At 42.7% G+C, this 22408-nt stretch carries 19 protein-coding genes; 5 read left to right on the top strand and 14 right to left on the bottom strand.

Features of this window, described 5'->3' with window-relative positions; all coding sequences use genetic code 11:
• Positions 1 to 263: 263 nt before the first annotated feature.
• The 4 genes from EAH55_RS05020 to EAH55_RS05005 all read right to left on the bottom strand — a co-directional run bounded on the left by EAH55_RS05020 (position 264) and on the right by EAH55_RS05005 (position 6285).
• Entirely contained in the window at positions 264 to 2048 is a 1785-nt protein-coding gene (locus tag EAH55_RS05020; RefSeq protein ID WP_121808703.1) for a DUF885 domain-containing protein, read from the bottom strand.
• A 51-nt stretch (positions 2049 to 2099) separates the two neighbouring features.
• Complete coding sequence (locus EAH55_RS05015; protein ID WP_121808702.1) at positions 2100 to 2327, bottom strand: type II toxin-antitoxin system Phd/YefM family antitoxin; 228 nt, start codon at positions 2325 to 2327, stop codon at positions 2100 to 2102.
• A gap of 122 nt (positions 2328 to 2449) precedes the next feature.
• Positions 2450 to 5299 (bottom strand): excinuclease ABC subunit UvrA, encoded by a 2850-nt coding sequence (gene uvrA, locus EAH55_RS05010; protein ID WP_121808701.1) that lies wholly within the window; start codon positions 5297 to 5299, stop codon positions 2450 to 2452.
• A gap of 215 nt (positions 5300 to 5514) precedes the next feature.
• Positions 5515 to 6285, bottom strand: coding sequence for a lytic transglycosylase domain-containing protein (locus EAH55_RS05005; protein WP_112571526.1), 771 nt, complete (start codon positions 6283 to 6285; stop codon positions 5515 to 5517).
• 246 nt (positions 6286 to 6531) lie between these two features.
• Here EAH55_RS05005 and EAH55_RS05000 point away from each other — a divergent pair, with 246 nt between their 5' ends.
• Together EAH55_RS05000 and EAH55_RS04995 are read left to right on the top strand one after the other, a co-directional pair.
• Positions 6532 to 7953 carry a pseudouridine synthase gene (locus EAH55_RS05000; RefSeq protein WP_121808700.1) on the top strand — a complete coding sequence of 474 codons (1422 nt, stop codon included), beginning with the start codon at positions 6532 to 6534 and terminating at the stop codon, positions 7951 to 7953.
• Positions 7954 to 8035: 82 nt separating this feature from the next.
• On the top strand, positions 8036 to 9169 hold the full coding sequence (locus EAH55_RS04995) for a lactonase family protein (RefSeq protein WP_121808699.1): 1134 nt from the start codon (positions 8036 to 8038) through the stop codon (positions 9167 to 9169).
• A 167-nt stretch (positions 9170 to 9336) separates the two neighbouring features.
• Here the strand turns inward: EAH55_RS04995 and EAH55_RS04990 are convergent, their stop codons facing one another.
• The 4 genes from EAH55_RS04990 to EAH55_RS04980 all read right to left on the bottom strand — a co-directional run bounded on the left by EAH55_RS04990 (position 9337) and on the right by EAH55_RS04980 (position 11425).
• Positions 9337 to 9819, bottom strand: a complete 483-nt coding sequence (locus tag EAH55_RS04990) for a hypothetical protein (protein ID WP_112570720.1) — start codon at positions 9817 to 9819, stop codon at positions 9337 to 9339.
• Between the two features lie 49 nt (positions 9820 to 9868).
• Positions 9869 to 10036: a hypothetical protein gene (locus tag EAH55_RS30810; protein ID WP_154402448.1), complete on the bottom strand. Its 168-nt coding sequence runs from the start codon at positions 10034 to 10036 to the stop codon at positions 9869 to 9871.
• A gap of 188 nt (positions 10037 to 10224) precedes the next feature.
• On the bottom strand, positions 10225 to 10809 hold the full coding sequence (locus EAH55_RS04985; protein ID WP_121808698.1) for a non-canonical purine NTP diphosphatase: 585 nt from the start codon (positions 10807 to 10809) through the stop codon (positions 10225 to 10227).
• 22 nt (positions 10810 to 10831) lie between these two features.
• Entirely contained in the window at positions 10832 to 11425 is a 594-nt protein-coding gene (locus EAH55_RS04980) for a hypothetical protein (protein ID WP_162996748.1), read from the bottom strand.
• A 178-nt stretch (positions 11426 to 11603) separates the two neighbouring features.
• On the opposite strand from EAH55_RS04980, the gene EAH55_RS04975 reads away from it, so the two are divergent.
• Both EAH55_RS04975 and EAH55_RS04970 read left to right on the top strand, forming a co-directional pair.
• Entirely contained in the window at positions 11604 to 13073 is a 1470-nt protein-coding gene (locus EAH55_RS04975) for a peptidylprolyl isomerase (RefSeq protein WP_121808696.1), read from the top strand.
• A 4-nt stretch (positions 13074 to 13077) separates the two neighbouring features.
• On the top strand, positions 13078 to 14040 hold the full coding sequence (locus tag EAH55_RS04970) for an AAA family ATPase (protein WP_121232581.1): 963 nt from the start codon (positions 13078 to 13080) through the stop codon (positions 14038 to 14040).
• A gap of 236 nt (positions 14041 to 14276) precedes the next feature.
• Here the strand turns inward: EAH55_RS04970 and EAH55_RS04965 are convergent, their stop codons facing one another.
• On the bottom strand, positions 14277 to 15140 hold the full coding sequence (locus tag EAH55_RS04965) for a Cif family virulence factor (protein ID WP_121808695.1): 864 nt from the start codon (positions 15138 to 15140) through the stop codon (positions 14277 to 14279).
• 276 nt (positions 15141 to 15416) lie between these two features.
• On the opposite strand from EAH55_RS04965, the gene EAH55_RS04960 reads away from it, so the two are divergent.
• Positions 15417 to 16091, top strand: coding sequence for a hypothetical protein (locus EAH55_RS04960; protein WP_121808694.1), 675 nt, complete (start codon positions 15417 to 15419; stop codon positions 16089 to 16091).
• Between the two features lie 20 nt (positions 16092 to 16111).
• Here EAH55_RS04960 and cysS read toward each other — a convergent pair whose 3' ends face one another.
• The 5 genes from cysS to mutL form a co-directional block, all read right to left on the bottom strand.
• Complete coding sequence (cysS, locus tag EAH55_RS04955; RefSeq protein WP_121808693.1) at positions 16112 to 17578, bottom strand: cysteine--tRNA ligase; 1467 nt, start codon at positions 17576 to 17578, stop codon at positions 16112 to 16114.
• 86 nt (positions 17579 to 17664) lie between these two features.
• Positions 17665 to 18603, bottom strand: coding sequence for an endonuclease/exonuclease/phosphatase family protein (locus tag EAH55_RS04950; protein WP_162996747.1), 939 nt, complete (start codon positions 18601 to 18603; stop codon positions 17665 to 17667).
• A gap of 171 nt (positions 18604 to 18774) precedes the next feature.
• Positions 18775 to 19647 (bottom strand): rhomboid family protein, encoded by an 873-nt coding sequence (locus tag EAH55_RS04945; protein ID WP_121808691.1) that lies wholly within the window; start codon positions 19645 to 19647, stop codon positions 18775 to 18777.
• A gap of 33 nt (positions 19648 to 19680) precedes the next feature.
• Positions 19681 to 20319, bottom strand: a complete 639-nt coding sequence (locus EAH55_RS04940; protein ID WP_244228092.1) for a rhomboid family intramembrane serine protease — start codon at positions 20317 to 20319, stop codon at positions 19681 to 19683.
• Between the two features lie 110 nt (positions 20320 to 20429).
• Positions 20430 to 22292, bottom strand: coding sequence for a DNA mismatch repair endonuclease MutL (mutL, locus tag EAH55_RS04935; RefSeq protein ID WP_121808689.1), 1863 nt, complete (start codon positions 22290 to 22292; stop codon positions 20430 to 20432).
• Positions 22293 to 22408: the final 116 nt, after the last annotated feature.

Below are 22408 nucleotides of genomic sequence, written 5' to 3'. Positions count from 1 at the left end.
TGTCGAAGACTCGCGCGCAGAGGCCCTGCCCACCATGCTTCGACAGGCTCAGTATGCCCCCCATTTTAACCGCTTGTCATGCTGAGGAACGAAGCATCTTCTTCGCCATGTAAGCCTGCTGTACTTATCGAAAAAGATGTTTTGTGTTGTAATAAGAATGAGGAACGAAGCAATCTCAAACTATACAGGGCGGACCTGCTAATCGGGGATTGCTTCGTTCCTCGTAATGACGCTTTTTTTACTGTAGTGATTTTCTTTTACTACTACTTCGCAGCCCAGGCATCCATTTTAGCTTCAAAAACAGCCATCGGCATAGCGCCATCTTTTAGTACCTGGTTATGGAATTCGGCGATATTGAACTTGCTGCCTAATTGTTTTTCATATTTGTTACGTAGCTCACGGATTTTGAGCGCACCTATTTTGTAGCTCAACGCCTGACCGGGGATAGCCATGTAGCGTTCAATTTCGGCGGTTGCTCCCTGCTCGCTGATGGCTTCGTTATCCATCATATATTTAATGGCCTGTTCGCGGGTCATGCCTTTGGTGTGGATGGCAACGTCAACTACCAAACGGATTGCGCGGTGAATTTCATCGCCCAAGGCCCCCATATGCTGGTATGGGTCGGTGTATAATCCCAGTTCTTTACCCAGGGATTCACAATACAGCGCCCAGCCTTCTACGTATGCCGTTTCTCCGGGATCAAACCGGCGGAATTTCGGCAATGATGTATTTTCCTGGGTTAGAGAGATCTGGTAATGATGACCAGGGATAGCCTCATGTAAAAACAACGACTCCATGCCTGATGTGGTATTGAACTTGGTGGCATCCAGTATCGGTACATAAAAAATGCCCGGACGGGTGCCGTCTGCCGAACCCTGGTTATACTCCGCACTGGCAGATGCCGCACGGAAAGCCTCGGTCTGCCTGATCTCGAACGGAGTTTTAGGCACATGGTTAAACATTTTTTTCAGGTTGGGCTCCATGCGTTTGTGAATATTTTCAAAAGCATCAAGCACATCCTTAGGTGTTTTATAAGGCGTAAACTTAGGGTCGGTTTTCATGTATTCGAAAAACGCTTTCAGATCGCCTTTAAAGCCAACACTGGTTTTGATACTGTCCATCAATCCGCGGATGCGGGCGACTTCTTTTAAGCCCAGCTGATAAATTTCTTCAGGGGTTTTATCGGTAGTGGTTTGCTGTTTAACTAAGTAAGTGTATTTGGCGGTACCATCCGGTAACGATGAAAAGCCTGAGGTAGCACGCGCGTGCGGCAGGTACTGGTTTTTCAGGTAATCGGCCAGTTTTTGGTATGTAGGGTTAACTATGGTAGTGATAGCTTTTTTATACGCTTCGGTCAGTTGCTTTTTGTCAGCATCCGAAAAATCTTTTGGCATGTTGGTAACCGGCCCGTAGAATAAACTTTTTTCTACATCTTTTGATACCAGATCCTGCAATTCAGGAATCATTTTAACAACCAGTGATTTCGGTAACACTACACCCGCTTTGATGCCTTTGTTAAAATTAGAGATGGCAGTATCAGCCCAGATCTGGAAAGCCGATAAGCGTTTAAGCCAGTCGTTATAATCAACAACAGTTTTAAAAGGTTGCGCTCCCGAACCCGAGCCTAATTGCCCCATGGTAATGGGTAGGGCATAAAACTGGTTGAATGGCATATACTCAAAATGGTGCTTAAAGTTATCAAGCGATAGCTGTACCTCGTAAGTGAAAATATCATAGGATAGCTGGTCGTCAGTATTCAACTCGGCTCTTTCAAAGTTTTTTACTTTCGATAGGTAAACTGAGTTGTAATCATATGCTTTTTTCAAAAACTCGGCCGAGCCGTCATTGGGTAACAGGTCATTATAGCGCCTGTCGCCAATGTAGGTGGCATTAAGCGGGTAAAGCTTTAAGCCATCCTGAAAGTAATCTTCAAAAACTTTTGCCAAATCTTTATTGGCTGGGATAGCACTGCCTGTATCGTTTGGCTTAGGCTGATTACAGGCCGCAAACGAACCTGCTATAAATAGCGCGAGTAATATTTTTTTCATGAAGGTGTTGTTAAAAAGATAAAGCTAAGGAAAGGAATGGAGATTTAGAACTTACTTGTTTTGTTTATATTCCTCAGTGCCTTGTAGTAGCCTGGCAGCATTTCTCGGATTTTTAAGAAGATAGAAAGTTTCTTCCATGCTGTCGTATTCGGCCTTCGACAAGATTACAATATCACCGTGCGAGATATCTGTAACCACAAGTGGCTTACGATCAGCACAGACCTTATCAAAACACGATTTTATATTTTTCTTAAAATGTTTAATCGTTATTGCTTCCATCTATTAAAGATATAAAACAAAAACAGCATATCCGATCAGGTATACGCTGTTAAATTATTTGTTGATTGTCCTGGATCGAATCAAACTTACGAAGTTTTTAAAACTTCGTAAGTTTGGGATAACTATTGCAATCCCATTTCTTTTTTCAGAAACTTGCCTGTGAAGCTGTTCTTTACCTTGCACAAACCTTCAGGAGTACCGGAGAACAGGATGTTACCTCCGCCTGAGCCTCCTTCGGGGCCAAGGTCAATTACGTGGTCAACTACTTTAATAACATCAAGGTTGTGTTCAATCACCAAAACGGTATTGCCTTTATCAACCAATTGATTAAGTACGCCTAACAACACGTTGATATCTTCAAAGTGTAAACCTGTGGTTGGTTCATCCAATATATAAAAGGTGTTGCCCGTGTCTTTTTTAGACAGTTCGGTAGCCAGTTTAACACGTTGTGCCTCACCACCCGATAGCGTGGTTGAAGCCTGACCTAAGGTGATATAACCCAAGCCTACATCGTTTAGCGTTTTTACTTTACGATAGATAGACGGAATGTGCTCAAAAAATGGCGTAGCATCTTCAATGCTCATATCCAGTACATCACTGATGGATTTGCCCCGGTAGCGTACCTCAAGCGTTTCGCGGTTGTAGCGTCTGCCGCCGCATTCTTCGCAAGGAACCTGCACATCGGGTAAAAAGTTCATTTCAATCACCTTCATACCAGCTCCCTGGCAAGTTTCACAGCGGCCGCCTTTTACGTTGAACGAGAAACGACCGGGTTTATAACCCCTGATCCTCGACTCGGGCAGCGCCACAAACAAGTTGCGGATATCCGAGAACACCCCGGTATAAGTAGCCGGGTTTGAGCGCGGCGTACGCCCGATAGGCGTCTGGTCGATCTCAATTACTTTATCAATATGCTCCAGTCCCTCAATTTTTTCATAAGGCAGCGGTTGTTTCTTCGCCCTGAAGAAATGGTGGTTCAGGATAGGGTATAATGTTTCGGTGATCAAACTTGATTTACCACTGCCGGATACGCCTGTTATGCCGATGAGTTTACCCAAAGGAAAATCAACAGATACTTTTTTCAAATTATGGCCCGTAGCTTTTTTCAGGCTCAGGGTTTTACCATTGCCTTCGCGGCGTTTTTTAGGTATAGCGATTTCACGCTCGCCATTAATATATGATGTGGTAAGCGTGTGTTTTTCCATTAACTGGGCCGGAGTACCTTCGGCAACAACCTGGCCGCCATGCACACCCGCTGCCGGGCCCATATCGATTACATGGTCGGCTTCCAGTATCATGTCTTTATCGTGTTCAACAACCAGTACGGTGTTACCCAAATCGCGCAGATTTTTAAGCGCGTTGATCAATCGCTCATTGTCGCGCTGGTGCAAACCAATACTTGGCTCATCCAAAATGTACATCACGTTCATCAGTTGCGAACCAATTTGTGTAGCCAGCCTGATACGTTGCGCTTCACCACCCGAAAGGGTTTTAGCCGTACGGTCAAGCGTTAAATAACTCAGACCAACATCCAGTAAAAACACAATACGTGCTCGGATCTCTTTCAGGATCTCTTTAGCAATAACATTCTGACGTTCGTTGAGGCGGTCTTCCAGGCCATCAAACCATTCCTGCAGGTGGTTGATATCCATGCAGGCCAGTTCAAATATATTTTTGCCATCTACCTTAAAATGTAGTGACTCCTTTTTAAGCCTTGCCCCTTCGCAAACCGGGCAGGTGCGGAGCACACGGTAGTTCTCCATGTCGTCCATGCCTTCGTCGTTGCGACGTTCCTGCTGTTCTTCCAGCATGCGGATGATCCCTTCAAACGTGATCTGGTAGCTTTGAACGTTCCACTTGTTATATTCAACGGCAACACTCAATGTTTCCGGTGCACCGTTCAGGATCATATCCAGCTGATCGCGGTTAAGTTTTTCGATAGGGGTTGATAACGAAAACTCATATTTTTTTGCCAGCGATTTCAGCACCTGGAAAATCCATGTTTCGCGGTACTCGCCAATAGGGGCTAAACCGCCATTCATGATGCTGAGTTTCGGGTTAGGAATTACCGAAGCTTCATCAACTTCAAAAATATAACCCAGTCCGTTACATTTTTCGCAGGCACCATAAGGTGAGTTAAACGAGAAAGTATTTGGTTGAGGTTCATCATACGAGATACCCGAAACCGGATCCATCAGGTATTTACTATAATAGGATACGTTATTGTCTTTATCGGCAATACGGATGATGCCTTTAGCAATTTTTAAAGCCTGCTGAACGGAGGTATATAAACGCTTGCTGTCCTTTTCGCTAACCACCAGGCGGTCAACCACAATATCAATATCGTGGATCTTGTAACGGTCAACCTGCATTTTGGGTTCAACATCGGCAATGGCGCCATCAACCCAAACTTTTAAAAAACCTTGCTTGCGGATAGACTCGAACAACTCACGGTAGTGGCCTTTACGTGCCTTTACCACCGGGGCCAGGATATTAACCGGCTCTCCATCAAATTTTTCGGCGATGGTTTTCAGGATTTGGTCTTCGCTCATGCGCTCCATCTTTTCACCGGTGGTGTAAGAGTAAGCATCACCCGCACGGGCAAACAGCAAACGCATAAAATCGTAGATCTCGGTAATGGTACCTACAGTTGAACGCGGGTTTTTGCTGGTGGTTTTTTGCTCAATGGCAATAACAGGGCTCAGGCCCGATACCTTATCCACATCCGGCCTTTCCATGCCACCCATAAACTGGCGCGAATAGGCTGAAAATGTTTCCATATAACGACGCTGGCCTTCGGCGTAAATAGTATCAAACGCCAGTGATGATTTACCGCTGCCGCTAAGCCCGGTAATTACCACTAGTTGATTACGCGGAAACGAAACATCTATATTTTTCAGGTTATGCACCCGGGCCCCATAAACTTCAACTTCACTTTGCTCGCCCAGGTCAACAAGAGGTTTTGTACTCATACTTTATTAATATGGATTTATTGACATTGTTTGAAGCTAATTATTATAGTTGCCAGATTTTTACAAAAGGCTGCTTTCCTAAAATTTTTGGCTTAAACCATCAATAGTTTGCTACAAATATAAGCAAAAAAGGCCGGTTATCCACTGTGGATAACCGGCCTCAAAGTGCTCCGTAATGTAATCTTTTAATTAATTTACAGTATGATTACCTGTCATTAATTAATTGCCAGCAACTGAGATGCAGGCGGGATATAAAAATAATTATCATATCCGTGCTCCTTCGGCTGCTCGATAATAGCTTTCATGGCAATCAGCTTGTAAACATATGAACCGGTTTCGCGGTTCAGCTTCATACGAAAGTAGTTATCTTCATTTTGCTTATTAATGGCTCGTGCTAATTTGATTGAGCCATTGTTGTAAGCTGCAGCCGCCAGTGTCCAGCTGTTAAATTGATCGTATAGTTCTTTGATATACTTGCAGGCTGCAATGGTTGATTTGCGAAGGTTTTTCCGCTCATCAACACCATGGCCTACTCTGAGTCCGTAGGTACGTGCTGTACCCGGCATGAATTGCCAAAAGCCCGACGCGCCTTTAGATGATGTACCCGATTTAAGGCCCGACTCGACCAATGGTACATACTTAAAATCTTCAGGGATACCGTAAAACTTCAAAATCGGTTCAATAATCGGGAACCACAACTCGGCCTTACGATGCAAAATATTGCTTTGCACACTTTTAAAGTCATGTTGCCTGAGCGATTTATTGAGTTTAAAGGTAACTCTTGCGTCATTAACTGGTAAAGCTTCATCGGCAAAGTTGTAAGTAACAGCCGATGTGCTTTTAATAAAAATAAAATCTGAGGTTCGGGGGCTCAAAGAGGCTTTTTTTGTGCCTTTTTGGGTAACAATTTTACCGAAAATATTAAGCCCGGAAATGAGAACCAGCACCAGCGTTACGGAGCACGTAAGTAAGTGTTTTTTAATCATTTCTTGTCCTATCATTTAACTATACATTGGGTAGAATGCGCTGCAAAGGTATGTCATACGAATCACATAATCAAATACTTAGCATTTTGCTAATTTTTTTAGACGTGGTTTTCGGTTCAAAAACCGCCTTTAAAACCGTTTAAACGGCGATTTTGTTTAGTGATATTTTTTTGATTTTTTTAGATGGAAATTGGCAAAAAAGCGTAACTTTGACCCTCACGCTGCGAAAGCGCTAAACAAAAAATTATGGTATTTAAGAGACCAGCAGGTAGTCGCGACGACAAACCCGGAAAGTCGTCATCAAGGAGTTCAAAATCCGACGACCGACCAAAAAAATCAGCATCAACCCCAAAAGGTAAAGCTACTCCAAACGGAGAGAAAAAAATATTTTCCAGACCGGAAAAAACATTCCAAAGCAACAGGTTCAGTGACGATAAGCCCAAAAGCAATTTTAGGGACGGTTCATCATCTGGAGATAAAAGATCTGGCGGTAAGCCAAGGCCATACTCAGGCAGGCCTGCCGGCGACGGTGAAGACAGGCCAAAAAGGAATTTCGGCGGTGACAGTACCGGCGAAAGAAAGTCATTTAGCGGTGGCCCACGTAAACCTTACAGCGGCAGACCCACAACCGGTGATAGCGAAAGGCCGAAAAGAAGTTTCGGTGGCGATGCACAAGGCGAGAAAAAACCTTACTCATCTCCGCGCACCCGCTCATCAGCAAGCTTTGAAGGTAAGCCTAAAAGAAGCTTTGGTGGTGATGCAGCCGGCGAGCGTAAGTTTGCACCACGGGGAACCGAGGGCGGTTTCAGAAAACGCGAAGGCGGTTTTAAAGAGAAATCACCATTTGGTGAAAGGCCTGCGCACAGGCCGCATGACAGGGAAAACCAACAGGATGCCCCTAAAACCATGCGTGGCCGTAAAAACGCTCCTGCTAAAAAAACAGAAGACGACGGACTGATCCGTTTAAACCGTTACATATCAAATGCAGGTATCTGCTCACGCCGTAAAGCCGATGAGTTGATTACCGCGGGCGTAGTATCTGTAAATGGCGAAGTTGTAACTGAGCTGGGCACTAAAGTGAACCCGCTTAAAGACACTATTAAATATAACGGCGAAACGCTTAAACGCGAAAAAATGGTTTATGTATTATTAAATAAACCAAAGGATTACATCACTACAACTGATGACCCGCAAGAGCGCCGTACAGTAATGCATCTGGTTGAAAAAGCTACCCGTGAGCGTATTTACCCGGTTGGCCGTCTTGACCGTAACACTACCGGTTTGTTATTAATGACAAACGATGGAGATCTGGCCGATAAGCTTTCGCATCCACGTAACAGCATCACCAAACTATACCAGGTTGAACTTAGCAAAAGTTTAAGCCAGGGCGATTTAAATAAATTAACTTTCGGTCTTGAACTGGAAGATGGTGTAATTAAGCCCGACTCGGTATCATATGTTACCGGTGGTTCAAAACGTGAGATCGGCATCCAGATCCACAGCGGCAAAAACCGTATCGTTCGCCGTATGTTTGAGCACCTTGGTTACGAAGTTGTAAAGCTGGACAGGGTGGTTTATGCCAACCTTACCAAAAAAGACCTTCCGCGTGGCCGCTGGCGTTATCTCGACGAAAAAGAGATTATCCAGTTAAAACACCTGATGAAATAAAAAAAATGCCCCGCTAAACAGCGGGGCATTTTTTTTGTCTATTTTACTATCTTGCACAGCAATAACCATCAAACAATCAACCATGAAGAAATTTCTTTTGATCATAGCTATGCTTTCTCCGGCGCTCACATTTGCACAAAATAAAAAAACGGGACCTAAAACCTTCGACCTTGTGGTGGGCACGTATACTACCGGCAAAAGCAAAGGTATTGTTGTGTACCGCTTTTACGCCGAAACCGGCAAGTTGGCTTACTTGAGTGAAATTGATGGTGTTGATAATCCATCTTACCTGACATTAAGCGCCAACAATAAATTTATTTATGCCGTTAACGAGTTGCCTAAAGGTGAGGTAAGCGCCTTTTCATTTGAGCCTAAAACCGGCAAAATGACTTTTATCAACAAACAATCAACTTTAGGTGCCGATCCGTGCTATATCTCGGTTGATAAGGCGCAGAAAAACCTGCTCATAGCTAACTACTCAAGTGGTAATGTGGCGGTGATGCCTTTAAATAAAGATGGTTCGATTGCTAATGGCATTCAAACTGTGCATGACGATGGCCATAGTATAAATAAGGAAAGACAGGAGTCGGCACACGCGCACATGGCTGTACTTACTCCCGATGAGAAGTATGTATTGTATAATGACCTTGGTACCGATAAGATAAATGTATTCCGTTACCGCCCATCAAAAGAGCCTCGTATTGAACCGGCAACACCTGCCTTTGTGAGTGTTGCGCCAGGCGAAGGCCCAAGGCACCTGGAGTTTTCGGCCGATAAAAAAACTGTGTACCTGGTAACCGAAATGGGATCGAACGTGATTGTGTTTGATTATAACAATGGTAAACTTAAACAAAAGCAATCTATCACCATGTTGCCTGATGGCTTTAAAGGTCAAACCGCAGGCGCGGCTATCCACCTTTCGCCAGATGGCCGTTTTCTTTATGCTTCAAACCGTTTAGAAACCAACGAGATCAATATTTACTCGGTAAATCCCGAAACAGGTCTGCTTACTTTTGTAGCCCGCCAGGGAACTTTCGGTAAAAACCCGCGCGATTTTGCTATCGATCCAACAGGTAACTTCCTGATTGTAGCAAACCAGAACAGCGATAACATGTGGGTGTTCAGGATAGATCAGAATACCGGTAAACTTAACCAAACAGGTATAAGAGTTGATATCGGTAACCCGGTTTGCTTAAAATTTGCACCAGCGGAATAAGCTGAAAGGATAGGAATAAGGTGAAAGGATAAAGGCAAAAGGCGAAAGGTTTTTGCCTATCGCATAAAATGAAAAAGGCGAAGTTTGAAATATCCCAAACTTCGCCTTTTTTATTTTACGGACTGGAAACGCACCTTTAACCTTTCGCCTTTATCCTTTAACCTCAATTACGGGTTTTTAGTAAATGAATATACAATATACCCTGTGCTGTTACCTACAGTAACCGGCGATTTCAGGGTCATGGCCGAGCCGTCGTTATTGGCAATATCCAAGCGGTAACCTTCGGCTACGTTTTTAGCTTTATCGCCTTCGTAAAGTTTTTTGAACTGGAATTGGGTACCGGTTGTACCCCCGTTATAAACCGACCAGAATATAGTTTGAGATGTTCCGTTAGTTAAGGTATAAATACCGTTACCGCTGTTAGTGAGTTTCCAGGTGCTGCCTACAAATGCTTCGGGAGGTGCCTGATCAAATACGCTTTGTACTGCATTTTGTACAAGGCCATCATAGCTTACATTATTACAGGTCCAGGTACCAACAAATTTTCCGCGCGATACGTTAGACGTAGTGGTGTTTTTGGTTGAAGAACAGGCCGAAATGACCAGAACAAGCGATAGGATTGCGATTGAGGTTTGAATTAGCTTTTTCATGACAGTATATTTTATGCATAAATAGCATAAATCCTGCCAAAGTGCACAATTATAAATTCACTGCTTGCTGACGTGTGCGCTTTTCTAATTCATTTAACCTTTTGTTTATAGCTTCAGCAAGCTGATCGGCCTCGCGAACCTTTTTAAGGCTGTTAACAAACTTAGGATTGGTGTCTCTGTCCGATAAAATTTTACCGATTCGTTTTATAAAGTTCATAGGTTATTCCTTATAGCTCTATTTTACGGGTTGAATACGAGGAAGGTTGCGGGAAATTTAAAAATATTGAATAAAATTCAGTTAAACGTTTTATCTAATGTTAGTGCACAGGAGTTTATAAGAAAAAATCCTGTGTAGATGTGCGTTTAAGTATTAGTTAAGTGGCGTTGGCCGTTTAGGGATTATTACTATTTATCTGCCCTGTTTAAAAAAGCAATCAGTTGCTCCATTGCTTTTGCCCGGTGGCTGATGGCGTTTTTTTCTGCCATGCTCATTTCGGCAAAAGTTATATCATAACCTTCGGGTTCAAAAATGGGATCATAGCCAAAACCACCGCTACCACTTAGTTCCTGGCGGATGGTGCCTTCAACCGTTCCTTCAAAAAAATGTTCGTCACCATTCCACATCAAAGAGATCACGGTACGGAAACGGGCTTTGCGATTTGTTTCGCCTTTTAAATTATCAAGCACTTTGCTGATGTTGGCCGCATGGTTACCGTGCGTACCCGCATACCTGGCCGAGTAAACGCCGGGCTCGCCGTTCAGGGCATCTATTTCCAGGCCGCTGTCGTCGCCAAAACAGTTAAGTTTATATTCGGCATATACGTGGTGACTTTTGATTGAGGCGTTAGCTTTAAAAGTAGTACCGGTTTCCTCTATATCATCATAGCAACCAATATCGTGCAGGGTTAATAATTGAATAGCTCCGTTGAGTTTGGCCGAAACCTCATCCAGTTTATGACGGTTATTGGTAGCGAAAACTAATTGCTGCATGGTATCTAATGATGAGTTTGGTTTATAATGTTTTTACCAGTTCCCAGAAAGCCTTTTTATTATCCACATTATCCATCATTTCATCAAACGAATAGGTGTAAAGCACGGTAATTCCGTTTGAGGTTACCGGTTTATTGGGTTTAAGCACTTTGATATCCTGCGGCAGCGCGTCTCCGCCCAAAACAAGTACCCTGGTTGGTTTAAAAAACGGCTTCAGCTGGCTAAATTTTGTGTCGCCGTAATTAGCCAGGTTAAATATCGCGATATCATCCGGGGCAAGTTCCTTGCGTTTCAGGATACTTTCAAGCGCGGCTAAATGCTCGGCCTTTATAAATTCGGTAGTTGTATAATGTGTAAGTACCAGGAAGTTCTTTAAGTTTTGGCCCATATACTTAAACTCAGCAGCTGGCGTTTGTATTACAGGCTGAGGTTCAGGAGCTAAAGAAGGACTGGTTATTATCGGTTCGGTTTTTGTGTTTTCAATAACAGGAGATGATGGGACTGCCGGGATAGGTTCAGGTTCAGCAATTTTATCATACAACATTTTATCTGCATTAAGCAGGTAAAGTTCATCCTCTAACAAAAAACGAAACGCGGCCGGGTTCTCAACTTTCACTTTAACAAATTTTAACCAAAAGTAGTTAAACGATCTCAAGCTTTATAGGCATATTAGCACAATTATAGGCGGCTGATTTTATAGAAAATATTTGTTCAGCTATAATTAATAAATTTTACCGAAATTCGTAGTTTTTAACGGGTTAGCGTATCCCGTTTTATTAGCATAACAGCGTTACATGAGAAAGTTAGGAGTATTAGTACTTAGTTTTATTTTAACAATAACATTTGCAAAGGCACAGGTAGCATCGGATACGGCAGCAAAAAAACTGGTTAAGACCGATTCGGTTGCTGCACCAACACCCGGCAAAACCCTTGATAAAATTGCAGCGGTAGTGGGTAACAGCCCGATATTGCTATCAGATATCGAATTGTCATACGCCAATTTCCTGGTACAGGGAAATCAGCCAGATCCGTCGGTTAAAGCCCGTATTTTACAAACTTTGCTAACTCAAAAACTGCTTGCACAACAGGCCGCTATAGATAGTATCGAGGTAAAAGAAGAAGATGTTGACGCCAACGTTGACCGCCGTATGCGCGAGATGACGCAACGTGCCGGTGGCCAGGAAAAACTGGAAGCCTTTTTAGGTCGTTCAGTTATCCAGTATAAAGACGAGATCAGGCCCGATTTGAAAGAGCAGATGGTTGCCCAGAAAATGCAGCAGCACATCACCGAAAAACTGAACGTTACCCCTCAGGACGTTAAAAAATATTATGATGGCATCGCTAAAGATAGTCTCCCTTCATTTAATAAGGAAGTTGAAGTTGGAGAGATCGTGTTTCAGCCTAAATTAACTAAGGAAGAAAAAGACCTTTATAAAGCTAAAGCCGAAGAATTAAGGCAGCGCGTTAAAAAAGGCGAAGACTTTGGTACACTGGCGAGGCTTTACTCCCAGGATCCGGGTTCGGCGCCTGAAGGTGGTGACCTTGGTTTTGCCGATCGTACAACTTTTGTGAAGGAGTTTACCGCTAACGCGTTTAAGCTAAAGGCGGGCGAGATTTCGCAGGTGTTTGAAACCGATTTCGGTTTCCACTTTTTACAGGTTATCGAGCGCCGTGGTGAGCAGGTACACGTAAGACATATCCTGGTTACGCCGATTGTTACGCAGGCCAGTTTAGACAGGGCCAAGGCCAAGGCCGATAGTATTTACAATTTGCTTGTAAAAGATAAAAACATGGCTATCGATTTTTCAAGCGCGGCGGCATACTACTCAGATGATAAGGATACCAAATACAACGGTGGTATGATGCTGAACGCAGAAGACGTACAAAGCCGTTCAACCTTCATCCCAACCGATAAGCTTGATCCTAAAGTAGCCTTGATTACCGATACCATGAAAGTAGGCAGTATTTCAAAACCTGATCTGTTCACCGGTGCCGATGGTAAAAAAAGCTACAAGATCTTATTGCTTAAATCGGCCACTAATGCCCATAAAGCCAACTTAGAGCAGGATTTTCCTAAACTTAAGGAATATGCCTATAATGATAAGGTTAACAGGACTGTATCGCAGTGGTTTGAAAAACGCCGCAAAGAAACCTTTATCAAAATTGATAAAGAGTACCAGCAATATGATGTGTTGAAGAAATGGGTAAACACCAACCCCACACTTGTGATCCCTGAAACCAAAATCAAATCATCGTCTAAATAATTTTATGCAACACCGTTCTGATGTAGAAGCTGCAGACGCTTTAAAGCAGGCTTACCAGCAAATTCGCGCCGAAATAGGCAAGGTAATAGTAGGCCAGGATGAAGTGATAAAATTTGTGCTGATATCTATTTTCAGTAACGGGCATTGTTTATTGGTTGGTGTACCGGGGCTTGCAAAAACCCTACTGGTGCAAACGGTATCGCAGGTGCTTGACCTTGATTTTAAAAGGATCCAGTTTACGCCCGACCTAATGCCATCAGATATCATCGGTTCTGAAATATTAGGTGAAGACCGTAACTTTAAGTTCATTCACGGCCCGGTTTTTTCAAACATTATCCTGGCCGATGAGATAAACCGTACGCCTCCAAAAACGCAGGCTGCATTGCTTGAAGCCATGCAGGAAAAAGCGGTTACAGCGGCCGGTGTAACCCATAAGCTTGCACAGCCATTTTTTGTGCTGGCCACCCAAAACCCGATTGAGCAGGAAGGTACATACCCCCTGCCCGAAGCCCAACTGGATAGGTTTATGTTTAACGTAGCCCTAAGCTATCCTTCGTTTAAAGAGGAGTTGCAAGTTGTTAAAAATACTACAAGCACTAACAAAGTAGAGGTTAATAAAATATTAAACGCCCAGCAGATTATTTATTTTCAACAATTGGTTCGCAACATCCCGGTTACTGATAATGTGATGGAATACGCGGTGAAACTGGTATCAAAAACCCGCCCCAACAGCGAGTTTGCCACACCGCAGATTAACCGCCTGCTAAGCTGGGGCGCGGGCCCAAGGGCATCGCAGTTTTTGGTGTTAGGCGCTAAATGCCATGCTGTACTTAACGGCAAATACTCACCCGATATTGAAGATGTTCAGGCGGTAGCCAAACCTATTTTAAGCCACCGTATAGTACGCAGCTACCATGCCGAAGCGGAAGGATTATCGGCTGCTGATATTATTGAGCAGTTGTTTTAATTGTCGGAATCAGAATTTACAGAATTAAAGGATTTACAGAATTTCATGAACAAGTAGAAAGCCTTGCAAATTTGCAAGGCTTTTCTGTTTTACATTATAAAAAAAGTGAATTCTCTGTCCAAACCCAGTATCCTTGCTGGGTTAAGCAAAAAAATGCCCCCGCAAAACTAATTTGTAGGGGCCGTTTTTTATATTATTCTGAAAATTCTTTAATTCTGTAAATTCTGATTCAGAACCTATTCATTCTCAATTGGCGAGAAAATCTCAAGTAGGATATTCCATCTTTTTGATTTGTCAATTTCCCATACCCTTACGTAATTGTAATTGCCTACAACATTGCCTTTAGTAATGCGGGCATGACCATAAGTATAGGCAAGGTCATTACTTGACGCGCGGCCGCCATCGGTAGTTTCGGCGGTGATGCTTATAGCTTCATTGTTGATAAACTTCATTACCACGTCGGTTCCGGTCATTGGCGGGAAGCCGGGAAAGTAATAACGGCCTTCAGGGCTTAAAAACTCTTTGTAGCTGGCCATGGCCGATAGTGTTAAGCCATGGTTGAAAGTTTTATCGGTACCAATAATAACGTTTTTGGCGCCAAATGGGTCTTTGCTTGGGCCTGAACGTTGTGCCGGATCCGGTTCTTTGAAATCGGTAACAGCTTCTTCCTCGGCTTCAGGATGCTGAATGCCTAAATCGATAAGTAGTTTCAGCTTACCATCGGTATTGGTGCGCCAGATAGATACATAATCGCCAAATACTTTATCATCTTCGGTTTTACCGTTTTGATATATATAAGGGCCAGCGGTGAAGGCAAGGTCACCATTGGCTGAGATGCGGGCAAATTTAGGCTCCCAGCTCAGTTTGCCGGCCTGTTTATCTATTTTGCTATAAAAATCAACAATTTTAACTACATCGGGCTTAAATATGATGCCTTCAGGGTCGGCAACCGCCAGGAAACCATCTTTTATTCCTTTACGTTCAACTAACTTATCAAAAGCTTGTTCAACACTAACTACCTTGTTTACATTAACAGCGTCCTGCGCGAAGGCAAAAGCACTATAACCAATAAATGTAGCAGCTAATATTATTTTCTTCATATTTATATTCGGGTTTTAGGGAGCAATTTAGTAATAAATTTTTAGTGAGGAACGCAATACTCAAAATGCGTCGGGCAGCATAACATAATTTAACACTTGCATTATTTTTATTTTATGCTGAAACGAAGATATGTGCAAATAATTGCAGCGAGCGGTTTTGATCATGTAAAATATGCGTAAATAATTAAATTTACTTAGTTATGAAATTGTACAAAAAACAGTTATCTTCATAACCAACCACGTCCGCTTTTGTTTAAACCAATATAAATTGCTTTCATGAAAAGGTATAAATTCTTTTGCATAGCTGCACTCCTGCTGTTATGTGCTCAGGCTAAGGCGCAATATTTATCTGATTACACTGGTCGCCCATATTATCTTAAAACCAATGATGGTATCCAAGGCAGCGCATTGCTTACAGATAACTGGTTGAAAGGTACCGTTGACTTTGCTAATGGTAAAACAGCTAATGCGATATTAAATTATAACGTTTATGGCGATGAGTTGCTGTTTAAAAGTCCGCAGGATTCATCGGTGCAGGCTTTTGTTGAGCCTGTAAAGAGTTTTTCAATAAAAGGTATCACCCTGGAAGGAAGCGATCAAACAGATATGAACTTCAGCAGCGGTTTTCCGGCGGTTGACGATCAGACAGCAAAAACTTTTTACCAGGTAGTAGGAGATGGAAAAGTGAAACTGCTTCACTATTACAAAAAGAAGGTGCAGGAATCAACAGGATTTGCTTCGCAGATAACTACCAAAACTTTCATAACAGCAACCAGCTACTACCTGTTTGCCGATAATAAGATGACCAAAATCAAACCATCGCAAAAAACTATCCTCGCGGCATTAGGCGATAAAGCGGACAAAATACAGGAATATGTTAAAGCCAACAAAGTTGATTTTAAAAGCGATGCTGCATTAGCCAAATTATTCAGCTATTACAGCTCGCTTTAAAAAATTGTAACTTGTTGTTATCAGGCCTTGCTCCAGGTAGTGCCTTCTTTGCTATCTTTTAGCTGGAAACCTATCTGCGACAAACCATCACGAATCTTATCTGATGTAGCGTAATCTTTATTGGCTTTAGCTCCGCTGCGCAGGTCAACAATAAAGTTTAACACTTTTGGCAAATCGTCATTGGCGGCCTGCTCGTTTTGTAAGCCAAGCACATCAACAACAAACGTATTCATCAATACCGTTAATTGCTCAAGGTTAGCCGCATCAATTTTCAGCTTACCATCATATACCGAATTAATAATGCGCGATGCTTCAAATAACTCGGCAATTAACACCGGGCTGTTAAAGTCATCATTCATGGCAGCATAGCAACGCTCCATTAACGGTGCAATTTCAACCTCAGTAGTGGCATATGCTTTTAAGCCATCTGTAAGCAGGGCAAAAGCATTCATAAGACGTTTAAAGCCTTTTTCGGATGCTTCCATAGCTTCGTTGCCAAAATCAAGCGTACTGCGGTAATGGGCCTGCAGCATGAAAAACCTAACGGTCATTGGGGTGTAGCCCTTGTTCAATATCGAGTTTTCGCCGCTGAATAATTCATGTGGCAAAAAGCTGTTACCTAACGATTTCGACATTTTTTGCCCGTTAACCGTAAGCATATTGGTATGCACCCAGTAATTGGCCGGGTTGGTACCGCAGCATGCTACGTTTTGAGCAATTTCGTTGGTGTGGTGTGTAGGTACCAGGTCAAGCCCGCCGCCGTGGATATCAAAGTGGCTGCCAAGATATTTCTGGCTCATGGCCGAGCATTCCAGGTGCCAGCCCGGAAAACCAATACCCCATGGCGAAGGCCATTTCATCAGGTGTTCGGGTTTAGCTTTTATCCACAAGGCAAAATCAAGTTTACCATGTTTCTCCTCTTGCCCGCCAAGTGTGCGGGTATTGTTAAGCAAATCGTCAAGGTTGCGGCCGCTCAGGATCCCGTAATCTTTTGTTTTGTTGTATTTTTCAACGTCAAAGTAAATGGTGCCATCTACCTCGTAAGCGTATCCTTTTTCAAGGATAACTTTTACCATTTCTATCTGCTCAATGATGTGGCCGGTTGCAGTAGGCTCGATGCTTGGCGGCAAGTTATTTAGCACCTTCATCACATCCCTGAAGCCAACGGTATATTTTTGCACTATCTCCATAGGTTCAAGCTGCGCCAGCTTGGCCTTTTTTGCAATTTTGTCTTCGCCTTCGTCGCCAGCATCACCTTCAAGGTGACCGGCATCGGTAACGTTACGTACATAGCGTACCTTGTAGCCAATGGCAGTAAGGTACCTGAACATGAGGTCGAAAGATATATAAGTACGGCAGTTGCCTAAGTGAACATCGCTATAAACAGTAGGCCCGCAAACATACATGCCAACATGTGGCGCGTTAATGGGCTTAAATAATTCTTTTTTACGTGTTAAAGTGTTGTAAACAAACAAATTTTGTTGCATGAGCGCAAACTTACGATTTTTTAAATTTTAAGCCACTGCCCGCTGGCTTTAGGCTTTATTTTTACAAATGAAGAGCAAAGATCCGGTTAGTTTAATATCAGGTCGCTGCGTACAGGGTAATGATCCGAAAGCTTTTTTTCGATAACCTTATAATTAAAAACCGAGAATTGAGGGCTGCTCATAATATAGTCTATCTGGTAATTGGGAAAATCGCCATTATAGGTACGGCCTAAACCCGAGCCTTTTTCGCGAAACGAATTATTTAGGCCTTTAGCCATTTGATTAACCGCGAAGGATGACGGGGTATCATTGAAATCGCCGGCTATGATATATGGATATGGGCATTGGGCGGCGTGTTCTTTCACTCTGATCACCTGTTCGGCCCGCCGCATAAAGGCTATTTTAAGTTTACTGCCCAGGCGCCGGGTTGATTTGATATCTGTTTTGCCTTTTTTAGATACGCTGTCGAGATATTTATAATCTACCGGATCAAAGTTGATGGATTGCAGGTGGATATTATAATACCTGAAAATTTTATCCCCCTTTTTAATATCGGCATATAAACATTGGTTGCCCGATGTTTTATCGGCCACAAGGCGGATCATGCCTTTTGAAACAATAGGGTATTTAGAAAAGATGGCCATACCAATTGCCTCAAGACTGTTGAAGTTAAAAGGCTCAAAATAAAAATTATTGCTGCCCAGAATTTTGCAGATAGAATCACGCGTTTCATACTGGCCTTTATTGCGGGTATAAAACTCCTGGAAACCTATCACGTCCGGCTGCTCGGTATTAATGATGCTCAGGATCTCCTGTTTGGTTGATATATCGTTGCTGAAACCAAAATGCTTAAAATTATGCACATTATAGGTCATCACGTGCACCGCATTAAGCCCCGGAGGTAATGAAAAGCTCGATTTAAATCTTAAGCCAATATTGTTGTTGAGTACTCCCCAGCCAAGTAAAATACTAATCAGCGAAAACAGGAACTGCCAGCGTTTACGCAGCAGCCAGTAAAGCATCATAATTATATTGACTAAAAGCAGCGGGGGGTAGGCGAGGCCAAAAAACGCAAATAACCAATATTTTCGGGGATCAACAGAGGGGGCAAAATAACTTAATAGTAGTGCAAAACAAAAAAACAGGTTTATCCATAATAAAACCCTGCTAAAAATACTTTGCTTTTTTTTAATCATTTAGTCCTGTTTGCTTGCACGCGATAAAATTTCCCGTTCCTGTTTACTTAAGCTATTGTATCCCGATTGCGATATTTTATCTAAAATACGGTCGATTTCTTCCTGACGGGGATAATCAGACGCGTTTTTACCCATATTATTTGACACTACCTTTAGCTTGGGTTTGGGCTTAAATAATTTGGCTATTCCGCCTACCCAATCATGCCCTTTTTGCAGTTGCTTAATATACACAAATCCAATTAAAGCCCCACCAAGGTGTGCGATTTCGCCGCCTGCATTTGGCCCTATAATGCTCAGGAAATCAAATACAAGATAAAACACCACCAGCCATTTAAGCTTTACAGGCCCAATGAACATCAAGGAAATGGTGTAATTGGGCAGTAAGGTTGCCGTAGCAACCACTATCGCCATAACACCTGCCGATGCACCTACAATTGAACTACCCTGCGCCGCATTTAAACTTGTAAAAGCAGGCAGCAGGTTTAAAGCCGCTACATAGAACAGCGCGCCAGCCAGGCCGCCCATTAAATATAAACCTATGGTGCGTTTGTTGCCGAGATACTCTTCAAAAATTTGCCCCATCCAGTACAGCCATAGCATATTAAACAGGATGTGGAAAATGCTTGCATGCATGAACATGTAGGTAACGGGCGTCCAGAAATGGACAAGTATATTAGGCAAATATGCCGAAAGCTTTAGGTATTTATCGGCGAATAAATATATTGAGCTATTGCCAAAACCTCTGAATAACTGCTCTAATACCGCGGGAATATTGATAGCCAGGTAAACTATAACATTAATGCCAATAAGCAGGTTAAGCCTGTTGCCGGAGCGAAGCATTTTATACTGGATATTTTGCCAAAGGGTGCTCATAATAAAGCTGTATTACAAAGATAACTACTGTTATTAATAAAAATTGTTCGGTCGTTGTAGTCGCCATATTTTAACCATAACATAACCTAATATCGCTCCCCCGATATGCGCAAAATGAGCTACTGAATCACCGGCAAATTGTTGGAAACCAAGATATAATTCTAATACAACATATACTGGAATTATATACTTTGCTTTTATGGGTACCGGTATAAACATGATCATTAATTCCATGTCGGGAAAAAGCATACCGAATGCTATTAATAATCCAAATATAGCACCAGAGGCGCCTACAATTGAAGTGTGGTATATATTATATAGTTCCTGTGCTTTTTGGCCGAAAGCCAGGTATGATTGATCAAGTTTAGGGTGGTCAATGGTAAAGGCACCGGTTATGGCGTGTACTTCATAGGCCTGTACCAGCATTTGGAAGGCTATAGCTCCTATGCCGCATATAAAATAAAAGTTGAAGAATTTTTTCGAACCCATTTGATATTCAACTATCGGTCCGAAAGAAAATAATGCAAACATGTTAAAAAATATGTGTGCGAAACCTCCATGAATGAACATGTAGGTTATTATTGCCCATAATCTGAAATTAGGCGCGTTGAAATAGAACAGACCAAAGTTGTCGGCTACCGGATTTGGGCCGTTGGGCCCTTTATCAAACATTAAAACCGGTATAAAACAAATAATGTTTATTATCAGCAGGTTTTTAACAACAGGTGTCAGGTTAGCAAAAGGAGATCTATTGTATCCGTTCATATATATTTAGCCAAGGGCTATTTTTCAAATCGTTCAATTAATTCGTTCATAGTAAAGGTACTGATTACAGGCTTACCATTCAACGCCTGGTTGGGCGATTCACAGGCAAAAAGCTGGTCGATAAGCTGGTTCATTTCCTCCAGTGATAGCCTGGTACCTGTTTTAATAGCGCCGTTACGGGCCAGTGAACGGGCAAGGTTATCACGTTTATCTAATTTAAGAATAGCCAAATTGTTTTTAAAACCTTCAAGCAAATGTTCTAAAAGTTCAAGCTCACCAACATTGTTCAGTTCGGCAGGGATCCCCTCAACCACTACGGTATTTTTACCAAACTCGCGGATGTCAAAACCCAAAGCCCTGATATCCGGCAAAAGTTCTTTCAATAACTCAAAATCGGCACCGTTTAGTGTTACCGACTGTGGAAATAAACTTTGCTGGCTTACGCCCGAATGGTTTTGTAATTGCAACAAAAAACGTTCGTACAAAATACGCTCATGAGCGGCTTGCTGATTAATGAGCATAAAGCCCGATTTAATTTGCGACAGGATAAACCGGTTATGGATCTGGAACAGTTGCCGTTCGCTGGGCTTACTTACATCCTGTTCATCAACAGCTATGGTTTTTTCCTCATGGATCTCATGCTGAAAAAGTGTTTCCTTTTTGCTGATCTCATAAAGTGTATCCCAGTTTTGAGGAATCGGATCTCTTTTGTATCCTCCGCTGTCCCTTAAAAAGGGATGCTCCTGTTTGGTGGGCTTTTCTTCCTTATCGGCAAAGGGGTTAAAATTTGGATTGAAGGAAATAGTAGGCGCGATGATCTCCTCCAATGGTTTTGGGGTGATCAGGTGCTCGATGCTGTTTTCCTGATCGAAATCCAAACTTGGAGTAATGTTATATCTTCCTAACGACCGTTTTACTGCCGAACGGATAATGGCGTAAATAGCTTTCTCGTCCTGGTATTTGATCTCCGTTTTAGTGGGGTGCACGTTGATGTCGATCTTGGAAGGATCGATATCGATGAACAGCACATAAAATGGGAAGCAATCATCCGGCAATAATTCCTCAAATGCTGTCGTTACGGCGTGATTGAGGTATGAGTCGCGAATGAAGCGGTTATTAACAAAAAAGAATTGCTCGCCCCGGGTTTTACGGGCAAATTCGGGTTTGCCTACAAAGCCGCGAAGCTTGATAATGGTTGTATCCTCTTCAACCGGTACAAGCCGTTGGTTATAGTTATTACCAAACAGGTGTACAATACGCTGTTTAAGCGTGCTGCCCGGCAGGTGATAAACCTCCTGGCTATCATGGTGAAGCGTGAAAAATATTTGCGGGTGCGCCAGGGCCACACGCTGAAACTCGTCAATAATATGACGCATCTCCACCGGGTTACTTTTTAAAAAGTTACGGCGTGCAGGCGTATTATAAAACAGGTTTTTAACGGAGATGGATGTGCCTGTATTAGCTGCACAAGGTTCCTGACTAATTACATCCGAACCTTCGATAGTTATACAACTGCCCAGTTCATCTTCATGGCGGCGGGTTTTAAGCTCAACCTGGGCAATAGCCGCGATTGATGCCATAGCCTCGCCCCTGAAACCCATGGTACGGATGGCAAACAGATCATCGGCCTTGCGTATTTTTGAGGTTGCATGGCGCTCAAAGCACATGCGGGCATCAGTAAGGCTCATGCCGCAGCCATTATCAATAACCTGTATCAGTGATTTACCGGCATCCTTAATAATAAGCTGGATCTTATCTGCACCTGCATCAATAGCGTTTTCAACCAATTCTTTTACTGCAGAGGCCGGTCGCTGAACTACTTCGCCCGCGGCAATCTGGTTGGCAACGGCATCCGGTAAAAGCTGTATAATATCTGACATCTAAAAAAAATTCCCTTCAATTTCTATTTCGATGCTAAATTAAATATTTGATGGCATAACTTTATCATTGGATAGTTGTATATACTTTTGCGGTTTGTTACAATTACAATAAACAT

Origin of the sequence: Mucilaginibacter kameinonensis, from assembly GCF_003675385.1 — a bacterium.
Classification (GTDB): Bacteria; Bacteroidota; Bacteroidia; order Sphingobacteriales; family Sphingobacteriaceae; genus Mucilaginibacter; species Mucilaginibacter kameinonensis.
The sequence above is the reverse complement of the archived record's forward strand: the minus strand, read 5'-3'. Positions and strand labels throughout refer to the sequence as shown.